General features: G+C 69.5%; 6 protein-coding genes and 3 pseudogenes. 7 read left to right on the top strand and 2 right to left on the bottom strand.

The features are described from left to right. Positions 1-140: 140 nt before the first annotated feature. Positions 141-701 (top strand): dihydrofolate reductase family protein, encoded by a 561-nt coding sequence (locus ACFV9O_RS38350; RefSeq protein ID WP_351237169.1) that lies wholly within the window; start codon positions 141-143, stop codon positions 699-701. 46 nt (positions 702-747) lie between these two features. Here ACFV9O_RS38350 and ACFV9O_RS38345 read toward each other — a convergent pair whose 3' ends face one another. Both ACFV9O_RS38345 and ACFV9O_RS38340 read right to left on the bottom strand, forming a co-directional pair. Further along, positions 748-1,656, bottom strand: coding sequence for a hypothetical protein (locus ACFV9O_RS38345; protein ID WP_385427137.1), 909 nt, complete (start codon positions 1,654-1,656; stop codon positions 748-750). A gap of 64 nt (positions 1,657-1,720) precedes the next feature. After that, a complete protein-coding gene (locus tag ACFV9O_RS38340; RefSeq protein WP_385427134.1) occupies positions 1,721-2,146 on the bottom strand; it encodes a hypothetical protein in 426 nt (141 codons plus the stop codon). A gap of 482 nt (positions 2,147-2,628) precedes the next feature. Here ACFV9O_RS38340 and ACFV9O_RS38335 point away from each other — a divergent pair. From ACFV9O_RS38335 to ACFV9O_RS38310, 6 genes and pseudogenes are all read left to right on the top strand, one after another. Continuing rightward, positions 2,629-3,872, top strand: a protein-coding gene (locus ACFV9O_RS38335; protein WP_385427132.1) for an IS3 family transposase whose coding sequence is annotated in 2 segments (ribosomal slippage) — positions 2,629-2,956 and positions 2,956-3,872 — 1,245 coding nt in all. Because the reading frame shifts where the segments join, the coding sequence is not laid out codon by codon here. Between the two features lie 206 nt (positions 3,873-4,078). After that, entirely contained in the window at positions 4,079-8,167 is a 4,089-nt protein-coding gene (locus tag ACFV9O_RS38330) for a BTAD domain-containing putative transcriptional regulator (protein ID WP_385427130.1), read from the top strand. 534 nt (positions 8,168-8,701) lie between these two features. Then, positions 8,702-8,962 (top strand): annotated as a pseudogene (locus tag ACFV9O_RS38325) (M23 family metallopeptidase); the annotation flags it as partial. A 141-nt stretch (positions 8,963-9,103) separates the two neighbouring features. After that, positions 9,104-9,571 (top strand): annotated as a pseudogene (locus tag ACFV9O_RS38320) (peptidoglycan-binding protein); the annotation flags it as partial. Between the two features lie 262 nt (positions 9,572-9,833). Continuing rightward, positions 9,834-10,007: pseudogene (locus tag ACFV9O_RS38315) on the top strand (IS5/IS1182 family transposase); the annotation flags it as partial. 122 nt (positions 10,008-10,129) lie between these two features. Then, positions 10,130-10,672 (top strand): transposase, encoded by a 543-nt coding sequence (locus ACFV9O_RS38310; protein WP_385427127.1) that lies wholly within the window; start codon positions 10,130-10,132, stop codon positions 10,670-10,672. Positions 10,673-10,689: the final 17 nt, after the last annotated feature.

The raw sequence follows: 10,689 nt of genomic DNA, 5'->3' as shown, positions 1-10,689 counted from the left end.
TCGAACAGTCCATCCCCGCCACTCATACCAGCATCATCCCGCACGAACGATCACGAACCGCAGGCGGGTTGCGGTTACTGAGACACGCTCCTAGCGTGCTGCGGGACACACACGTAGCCCCGACCTGGGAGAAGGCTCGCATGGCCAAGTTGATCTACATGTTCAATGTGTCCCTGGACGGCTACATCGCCGACGCGGACGGCAATTTCGACTGGGCGGTACCGGACGAGGAGTACTACTCCTTCATCAACGACGTGCTGCGGCCGGTCGGGACCTACCTGTACGGGCGCCGGCTGTACGACATGATGGCTGTCTGGGAGACCGACCCGTCCATCGCGGGCCAGTCGCCCGGGGCGCGGGAGTTCGCGGAGATCTGGCAGGCGGCCGACAAGGTCGTGTACTCCAGGACGCTGGAGTCGGCCTCCACCACCCGGACCCGGATCGAACGGGACTTCGACCCCGAGGCGGTTCGGCGGCTGAAGGCATCTTCCGAACGTGACCTCACCGTCGGCGGGGCCGCCCTCGCCGCCCACGCGATCGCCGCAGGGCTGGTGGACGAGTACCACCTGTTCGTCGGCCCCGCCGTGCTGGGCGGCGGCAAGCCCTTCCTCCCCGACGGGGCCCGGCTCCGCTTCGAGCTCCTGGACGAACGCCGGCTTACCAGCGGCGTGGTCTACCTCCGCTACCACACCCAGCCGTGAGCACCCGGTGCCGCCGGGCCGGGGCAGATCGGGTGCGCCGGGGTGCTCAGCCGGTCTGCCCCTGGAGGACCTGGCGGGCGATTCTCAGCTGCCTGTCCCGCAGCGCGGTGCGGTCCTTGAGCACGTCGGGGTGATCGTCGAGCCAGCGCTGCTGCATCACGGCGAGTCTGGCGTAGGCGGTGCGCAGGTATCCGGTGTCCTGCTTGCAGTGGACGTCCGCCTTGGTTGCGGGGTGGGTGCGGATGTCCGCGTCGGGCGGCAAGGCTCTGATCAGGTCGAGGGGGTCTTTGGCCTGGACGCGGTTGGTGAGCATGCACTGCCGCCAGCTCTCGTTCGCCTTGCGGAAGAGGGAGTCGTGCTTGAGCCACTTGAACGCTGTCTGCTCCCCTTCGTTGAGCTGCATCCGCAGTTCCGTCCACCGCACCCGGCCGTCGCCCAGCATGTGCTTCTCCGCCTCGGCCTGGCAGCCGCTCGCCGGCATGGTCACCTTGAGCAGCTTGCCCTTGACGGAGATCTCGTTTCCGGGTTTGCCGTAGAGGGCGCGGTTGAAGGCCTCTCCTTGCGGCTGCTCCGGTGGCGCCTGCGTCTGGCTGTCCGCCCCGATTTCTTCGAGGGTCTCGAGACCGAACGGAGTCGGGCGGGACACCGCCGCGTCACCCGCCTTCGCCACGGGAGCGGGCTTGAGGGTGAATCCGCGCTCGGCCATGCAGGCGACGAGGACCTGTTGCTGGGCGGTCGCGATCTGTTCGCCGCTCTGGGTCCAGGCGTAGAGCTGGGTGTAGATCGGCGGACGCAAGCCTTGTTCGGCCAGTGCGGCCGGGGACAGCGGACGATGGGGCTGGGGTTCGGGGTTTTGGGCCCTCGCGTCGGCGAACGCCCAGATCGTTGCGCCCACAGTGGCGGTCAGGACGCAGGCGACGATGTGCCGGCGAGTGCCGTGGAAGCTCAGTGCCATGTGAATCCTGTCGAGGTCCGGAACGTGCGGGCCCGGTTTGCGCCGGGCCCGCCGTTCACCGAGGTCAGAAGCAGTCGGTCGACGTCCGGCCCGGGAGCGTCAGCCGGCTGGCCCGGTCCCGGAGGCCGGAGGGCAGCGGATCGCCGCTCTGCGTGCCCGCCTGGTCGACGGTGGAGGCGGAGTTGACGTAGTGACCGGGGTTCAGGCAGAACAGGAAGCCCGTTCCGTTGGTGTTGTCCCAGTAGTGGCTCTCGTAGTTCCCGGTGCTTGAATTGCTGGCCGAGTAGACGTTGTCGTTGACCGGGCGGTTGTAACCGGCCCCGCTCACGTTGTATTCGTCGAAGGTGTCGTTGGAGAAGTCCGGATCGGAGTTGAAGAAGGACTGCCGTGCGGAGCTGATGTCGGTGTAGAAGACGCAGTGGTAGCCGGAGGCGCAGTTGGGGCCGGCGGCCGAGGGGGACGCGCCGACCAGTCCGAACGTGGCGGTCATGGCGGCCACTCCTGCGACTGCCGCGAGCTTTGTACGCATGTGCTGTCCTGCCTTCCCAGTGATCCGCTGCTGGGTGTTCTGATCGCTTCCCGAGCTGAACCCGAGCTTCACGCTGTGTCCTTTCGCGTTCTCTACGACTCCGACGTCATCTCCACGGCGGGGGGTGCCTGTTGGACTGGTCGGCGTCGTTCTGGATGGGCGCACCCGTTCCTTCCTTGATCGGAGGGGCCCAGGAGCCGGTGGGCCCGGTACGGGAAGCGATCGTTGTGAGACGCGGTATAGGACCCGTATAAGTCCTGATGGGGATGCGTGCGGCAGGTGATCGGGCGTGGCTTCGGCCGGCTGCGCATCGCGGATCTTTGGGGCATGCGGCCAGGGGGTGCCGGCCCGGGAGGCCGCACCAGGCGGCAGTCGGGACCTCCCCCTGAGTGGTGGACACCCTGGCTCCGGCCCCGGTGGGGGTCGGGAGAGGGTGACCGATTATGGTGATGAAGGTTTATTCGCCCGAGTTCAAGGCCGATGCCGTGGCCCTGTTCCACTCGGATCCTGATCTCACGATCGCGCAGACCGCGCGTGACCTGGGGGTCAATGCGGAGACCCTGCGGAACTGGATCCGCGCCGACCGCGCCCGCGGCGGCAGTACCACCGGCTTGACCAGGAAGAACGTGACCAGCACCACCCCGGCCGCAGAGGCCACCCGCGAGGAGCTCGAGGCCCGTATCCAGGCCCTGGAGGCCGAGCTGAAGGCCGCCCGCAAGGAGAACGCGACGCTCGCCACCGAGCGGGACATCCTGCGCAAGGCGACGAAGTTTTTCGCTTCCGAGATGACCTGGTGACGAGCCGCTTCCAGTTCATCCAGGACCATCGCGAGACCTTCCCGGTCAAGCGGCTCTGCCAGGTGTTGGACGTCGTCCGCTCCAGCTTCTACAAGTGGCGGGCCGGCGCTGCCGCTCGCGAACAGCGCGAGCGGAACGATCAAGCCCTGGCCGCCAGGATCAAGGCCGTGCACACGGACTCGGACGGCACCTACGGCGCCCCGCGCATCACCGCCGAGCTCCGTGACACCCACGGCCTGCACATCAACGAGAAGAAGGTCGCCCGCGTCATGCGCAAGTTCCGCATCGCCGGCGTGCGCCTGCGCAAGCGCGTCCGCACCACGGTCCCCGAGCCGTCGCAGACGCCGGTGCCGGACCTGTTCAAGAGGGACTTCACCGCGAGCGCACCGAACCTGAAGTACATGGGTGACGTGACGTATCTGCCCGTCGGCGACGGCGAGCATCTTTACCTCGCCACCGTCATCGACTGCTTCTCCCGCCGCATCGTGGGCTGGTCCATCGCCGACCACATGCGCACAGACCTGGTCGCCGACGCGTTGAAGATGGCCGCCGCCACCCGCGGCAGCCTGAACGGCGCCATCTTCCACAGCGATCACGGGGCGCAGTATCAATCCCGTCAATTCGCCGATTTGTGCGCCGAGTTGGGAGTGCAGCAGTCCATGGGCACGGTGGGCACGAGCGCGGACAACGCCGCCTGCGAGTCCTTCCACGCCTCGCTGAAACGGGAGACGCTCCAGGGCCGGCGCCGCTTCGAAGGTCCCACGGCCTGCCGACGCCGCGTCTTTCGCTGGCTCACCCGCTTCAACACCTGGCGCCGCCACTCGGCGAACGGACAGCTCAGCCCCGTCGCCTACGAACAACAGTCAGCTACCCTGACACTCGCCGCATAACCACACGAAAGGTGTCCACTTCTCGGGTGGAAGGCCCGTCCGCTGATCCACGTCAGTGCGGCGTCATGCGTGGGTCGGGCGGGCCGGCGCGGGTCTGCGTCGGAGGGCTGGTGTACCTTCGGGCCGCCAGCGTTGATCCGTGCAGCCTTGGGGGCGGCCGAGTGGAGTTGGGGATTCTGGGGGATCTGGCGGTCCGTCGCGGGGGCTTGCCGGTCGACATCGGATCGCCCAAGGTGCGTCTGCTGCTCGCGGTCCTGCTGAGCAGGCCCGACCGGCCCGTGCCTTCGGAGCTCCTGATGACCGCACTGTGGGGCGAGCGACCGCCGCGCTCGGCGCGTAAGAACCTGCAGCTGTACGTCCATCTACTGCGCAAGGCCCTGGGCCCGGAGCGCATCGAACGGCAGGGCGACGGCTATCGCGTGGTGGCGGGTGATGCGCTGGACGCCACGCGGTTCGAACGGCTGGCCCTCCAGGCGGAGGAGGCCCTGCGACAGGGTGAGACAGCGGGCGCGCAGGAGTTGCACGGTGAGGCGCTGCGGTGCTGGAACGGGCCTGCGTTCGCGGAGTTCCTGGATACCGAAGCCGTCGCGACCCAGGCGGCCCGGCTGGAGGAGCTGCGTCTTGCCGTGCATGAGCGGTGGGCCGATTGCGGTCTGGCCCTCGGCAGGCATGCCGAGGTGGTCGTGGAGCTGACGGAGCTGCTGCCCCGGCATCCCTTTCGGGAGTCGCTCCGCGGCCAGCTCATGACGGCCCTGTATCGCTCGGGCAGGCAGGCCGAGGCGTTCGAGCTCTACCGGCGGACCCATGCGCTGTACGGGACCGAACTGGGCGTCGAGCCCGGCCCGGGTCTGCAGCGCCTGCACCAGGCGATGCTCCGCGGCGATGAGGGCCTCATGCCCTCTCCGGTCCCCGTCGCGGCACTGGTGCCGGTCGGGGCCAACCCCTACCGGGGCCTGCCGGCGTTCACCTCCTCGGATCACGACCGGTTCTTCGGCCGCGACCGGCTGTGCGGGCTGCTGTGGGAGCGCGTGGAACGCTTCCCCGTGGTCGTCGTGTTCGGCGCGTCGGGATCGGGGAAGACCTCGCTGCTGGCGGCGGGCCTACTGGGCCGGATCCGGCGGGATACGACCGCTCGGTGGCAGCCGGTCATGATGACGCCGACCGACCAGCCGGTGAAACAGCTGGCGGCCGCGCTCGCCGAGCACGACCGGCCCGCCGGTCAGGTGCTGCTGGTGGTCGATCAGTTCGAGGAATTGTTCACCGTGTGCTCCGATCCCACGGTACGGGAGGAATTCGTCGCCGGGCTGTTAGCGGCGTCCCATGCCGGAACGAAGGTCGTGCTCAGTGTCCGTGCGGACTTCTTCGTCCAGATGACCGGGCTGAGCGAGCTGGCGCCGGCGCTGATGAGCGAGGCGCAGCTGCTGGTCGGTCCGCCGTCGGCCGCGGAACTGCGAGAGCTGATCGTCCGGCCGGCGGATCTTGAGGGCTGCTCGGTCGACGCCGATCTGCTGGCCACCGTGGTGGCGGAGGCCTCCGGCGCTGCCGCCGCACTCCCGTTGGTGTCCCACGCGCTGCGGGAGACCTGGCGCAACCGGGCCGGCCGCACCCTGACCCTCGCGGCGTACCAGGCAGGGGGCGGGATGCACGGTGCGATCGCCCAGACCGCCGAGCACGTCTACGCCGAGCTCGAACCCGCCGAGCAGGACCTGGTGCGCCGGCTCATGCAGCGGTTGATCAGCCTGGACGAGGACGGGGTGCGGGACAGTCGGCGGCGGGTCCCGCAAACCGAACTCGACGGGATGGGCCCGGCCGCGGCGGTCGCGGATGTGGTCGACGAGCTGGTGGCGGCGCGCCTGGTGGTCGTGGACGAGGATCGGGTGGAGATCGCCCATGAGGCGCTCATCGTGGCGTGGCCCAGGCTGCGGGCCTGGCTGAGCGAGGACCGCCGGCGCCTGGTCGTACGGCAGCGGCTCACCGCCGCGGCCCGAGTCTGGCAGCAGTCGGGGCGGGACGCCGGAGGGCTCTATCGGGGCTCCGGGCTGGCCGAGGCGCGCCCGCACCGCTCGGAGCTGAACCTTCTGGAGCGTGAGTTCCTCGACGCCAGCGAGGAGCTGGCCGAGTCCGAACTCGCTGCGGCGCGGCGCCGGGTCCGCCGGCTGAGGGTCCTGGCGATGGTGCTGGCGGTGCTGCTGGCGGCGACCGTGACCGGGGGCGGTGCCGCCTGGCAGCAGCGGCAGGTGGCACAGCGCGAGCACCTGACCGTCCTGGCCCATCAGGCCGCGCTCACGTCGCGCTTGCTGGTCGCCACCGACCCGGACGTCGCCCGGTCCCTCGCCCTGGCCGCCTATCGGCTGCATCCCAACGCCGACACCCTGGGCGCGGTGATCAGTACGTCGGCGTCCGCGCAGCCCAGCGTCGTACTCAACACGAACGGGCCCGCGTCGTTCGGCCTGGCCCTGTCCCCTCACGGCTCGTTGGTGGCCGCGGCCACCAGCGACGGCACCGTGGAGCTGTGGGATCCGAAACGACGCAGGAGGCTGGCCTCCTTCACCGAGCATGTCGTCAAGCCGCTCCCCCAGGGGTTCTTCGCGCTGAGGGTGGCCTTCAACGCCGACGGTACCCGGCTGGCGTCCCTGGCCCGGTTGAACAATCCGAAGCAGCCGACCGGAGGCTCGGTCGTCGTGCGGGAGGTCCGGTCGAGGAAGGTGCTGTTCAAGCAGGTCGTGTCCGGCGACCTCAGCAACGGTCTGGCCTTCAGCGCCGACGGCACGGTCGTGGCCTACGGCACGGGCGAGGGCACATGGGTAGCCACGCTGGGCGGTGGCAAGGCCGTGTTCCTGCCCACCGGTATGCCCGCGGCACTCAGCCTGGCCGGCGATCAGCGCTCGCTCGCCGTCACCCGTACCGATGGGACGGTGGCCGTCTGGGACATCGAAACCGGTCGCCGTCGCTTCGAGCTGAACACCGAAGGCGCCCAGGTGGCCCGGTTCGGCTCCACATCCGATGTCCTGGCCACGGCCTCCGAAGAACACGGCATCAGGTTCTGGCGGCTGACCGGCCGCTCGGCCCGCCAGTTCGCCGACCTCCCGGTGCAGACGGCCTTCCCCTGGATGATCTCCGCGCCGGTCGGTGATCGGATCGCGATCGCCGACGAAGAGGGCATGATCTCGATCTGGGACTACCGGCGCCGCGAGCAGATCGCCCGCCACGCCGACCGCTACCGCTCGGAGACCATGGCTCTGGACCTGGCACCGGACGCGAGTACGGTGGTCTCGGGCGGCCTGGGACGCACCATCGTGGTGCGCCGGACGGCCCTTCCCTTCAGCGGTCACGGCGGCGCCGTGAACGACGTGGACGTCAGCCCCGACGGCCGGCTCGTCGCCTCCGCCGGCGACGACAGGTCCGTACGGATCTGGAATGCCTCCGGTGCTGCCGAACGGCTGCTGGGCGGACACTCCGACCATGTCAAGGCAGTCGCGTTCAACCCGGACGCCACGGTGCTGGCGGCCGTGACGCGCGACCACACCCTGACTCTGTGGAACCCGTCGACCGGGCGGCGCTACACCACCATCGCCTTCACCGGTATAGGCACCGGCACGGACGTCGCCTTCAGCCCGGACGGCAGCACGGTCACCGTGATGTCCCTGGGAGGAACGTTCCGCTGGAGGGTCAGCGACCCGGCACACCCCCGTCCACTGCCGGCGCCGGCCGGCCCGCGCACCTCGACCGCCATGGCCTACCCCGCTCGGGGCGGCCTCCTCGTCGCGAGCACACCGGCCGGCGGCATCGCCGTGTGGAGCACCGCCGACGACCGGCTGGTGAAGGCCTTCCCGGCCACGCAGGGGTCCACGCAGGACATCGCGGCCACTCCGGCGGGCGATCTGATCGCCACCGCCGGCTCGGACCACACGGTGCGCCTGTGGTCGACCCAGACGTGGAAAAGCCGGGGCACCCTGACCGGCCATACCGCAGCGGTCGGCACGCTCGCCTTCAGCAGGGACGGACGCCTCCTCGCCTCGGCAGGTGAGGATCACACCATCGTCGTCTGGGATGTACGAACCCACCGGCGCATCGCCACCCTCACCGGCCACTCGGCAGACGTGCAGGGCTTGGCGTTCACCCCGGACGGAACCCTGCTGTCCGCGGGAGCCGACCAGCGCATCATCCACTGGCCGCTGACCGCGACCGAAGCCATCCGGCGCATCTGCCGAGCCACCGCCCCACCGCCCACCGCGGCGCAACTCGACCGCCACCTCCCCGGCCAGGACACCGGCGCGCTCTGCCCGCTGCCCTGACCCGGGCACGCCGCCGGCGCGGCGTGCTCCCCTGTAAGCGGTCCGTGCCTGGCACCACCGCCCAGGGCGGCCGGGTGACCTTCGGAAATACCCGGGCTATACCGACGCAGGGCACGCTCAGCGCACCGGTCGCTCCCCCGCCGGCGAGCTCACGATGAGGGCCGTACATGGCTGCCCCCACCTCGGCCCTCATCGTGACCGCCATGCGGGCGACACACCGCGACCGAACGCGGCCGTCCCGCAGCGCCCAGCCACAGGGGAAGGGCACCTGCCGTCCCATCGCCGCCCGCACACCCCGCCCCAGACACGCATGAACTCGGCACCAAAGAAGGAGACACGTTGATATTCCTCATCCGCACGCTCAGCCCAGGGCTGCTCGGCAGACTGCTCGTGGCTGTTGCCGCCCTCGTCGTCCTGCCCTGGCAGGCCGCGGCGCCGGCCGCCGCGGCGGCCCCGCCCATCGCCTTCCAACTGCCCTTCACCTGCGGCCAGCAGTGGCGACTCGACACCTGGGCACACGCACCCGCGCTCGACATGGTCCGCGAGCCCAACCAGGTCGGCACCGAAGGAGCACCGGTGCTGGCTCCGGCCTCCGGCACGGTCCGGCAGTCCTTCTACCACTCCAACGCCGGCAACGTGATCCAGATCAACCACGGGCAGCGCTACTTCACCACATACCTGCACCTGCAGAGCCGCGATGTCAGCGTCGGCCAGACGGTGCAGCGCGGCCAGCTGATCGGCCGGGTCGGCAGGACGGGGCCTACCTCGAACAACCACCCGCACCTGCACTTCGAGCTCGCCTACGACGCCGACAACAACGGATCCGCCACCTGGGGCAACTCCACCTCCGAACGGATCCGCCCCTGGTTCAACGGCGTCGAGTACGGCCAGGCCAACGGCCAGACCTGGCGGAACGTCACCAGCAACAACTGCGGCGGCACACCAGCGCCCACCTGCAGCGGCGTCAACCTCGACTTCACTGCGTACCCCCTCATCCAGCAGGGATCCACCGGCAGTCTGGTCAAGGCGGCGCAATGCCGGCTGATCGCCGCCGGACACAATCCGGGAGAACCGGACGGCGACTTCGGGCCCAACACCGAAACGGCGACGAAGGCCTTCCAGTCCGCCCGGGGCCTCACGGCCGACGGTGACATCGGCCCCAGGACCTGGACGGCCCTGCTGTCGTACGGCTCGACACCGGCGCTGCAGAACGGGTCGACCGGCGCGGACGTCAGCCGACTGCAGCGAGCACTGACCGCGGCACTCGGCCGCACCGTGGGCATCGACGGCGACTTCGGCCCCAACACCGAACAAGCCGTGCGCGACTACCAGACCACCCGCAGCCTCGGCGTCGACGGCGACGTCGGCCCGCAGACCTGGGCAGCCTTGCAGGCCGGACGATAACCACCCTCGTGGGCGGGGAAGCACGGCAACTCCGCCCACGACCGGCGTCGGATCGGCCGCGAGGACATCCGGTGCTTCAGAGAATCGAGGCCGGCGTCGCGGTGGTCCTGGAGGGGATCTTGCACGAGGCCATGCCGCAGAACCAAAGCCGAGGCGATCGTGCGGGCGCCGCGTCGCGCGGGGGACGGTGGTCGGGACCTGCCGCATATCGGAGTGCGGTGGCAGTACCGGGCGTATCTCGCATGCCGTCATTCCATTCGGTGTCTCCGGCATGAAGAAGAGAACAACGATGAAGGCCACCGTCGTCGCCGACGGGCAACGCCGCACGTTATGGACCGATGCCCTGTGGCCCGGACAGATGCACGACACCACGGCCGCCCGCGACGAAGGCATCGCCATCTGCTTCCAGTACTTCCTCGACGTCGAGGTACTCCTAGCGGTGGTTTGTTGACGTGGGGTTGATGTCGCAGTAGGCCGGTGAACAAGGGTAGTTGACGCTGTTCGGGGGTGGTCGTGGTGGTGACCGCGAGGCGTCCTTGTCCGCCTGCTCCGGGGCCGTTGGAGGGGTTCGCGGCCCGGTTCGATGATCTGTTCCGCTCGCTCGCGCAGCGGCGGGGCTTCCGTGAGTACCTGACCGGGTTGCTGCTGCCGCGGGATCGGAACAAGACGCTGACCTGCCTGGCCGGGGCGGAGCCGGTGGCCGGGGCCCAGGATGCTGCGGTGCAGCGTCTGCAGTTCTTCCTGTCGGAGTCCCGCTGGGACCACGAGCAGGTCAATGCCCGCCGCCTGGAGATGCTGCTGGCCGATCCGGCGACCGCGCCGCATCCGGGCGGGGTGCTGGTGGTCGATGATTCCGGCGACCGTAAGGACGGCAAAGCGACTGCGCATGTGGGACGGCAGTGGCTGGGCCGGCTGGGCAAGACCGACAACGGTGTGGTCACGGTGACCACACTGTGGGCCGACGAACGCGTCTACTACCCGCTGCATGCGGTGCCCTACACACCCGCCCATCACTTCCCCAAGGCATCTGGGGCCCTTTCGGGGCGGCGTGATCTTGGGGAAAACTGGGTGTGCTGTCCGGTCGACGTCGGCTGGCCTTAGCGCGGGTGAGCCTGTTC

It is taken from the genome of Streptomyces sp. NPDC059909 (assembly GCF_042730885.1).
Taxonomy (GTDB): domain Bacteria; phylum Actinomycetota; class Actinomycetes; order Streptomycetales; family Streptomycetaceae; genus Streptomyces.
This window is presented reverse-complemented; position numbering and strand designations above follow the sequence as displayed.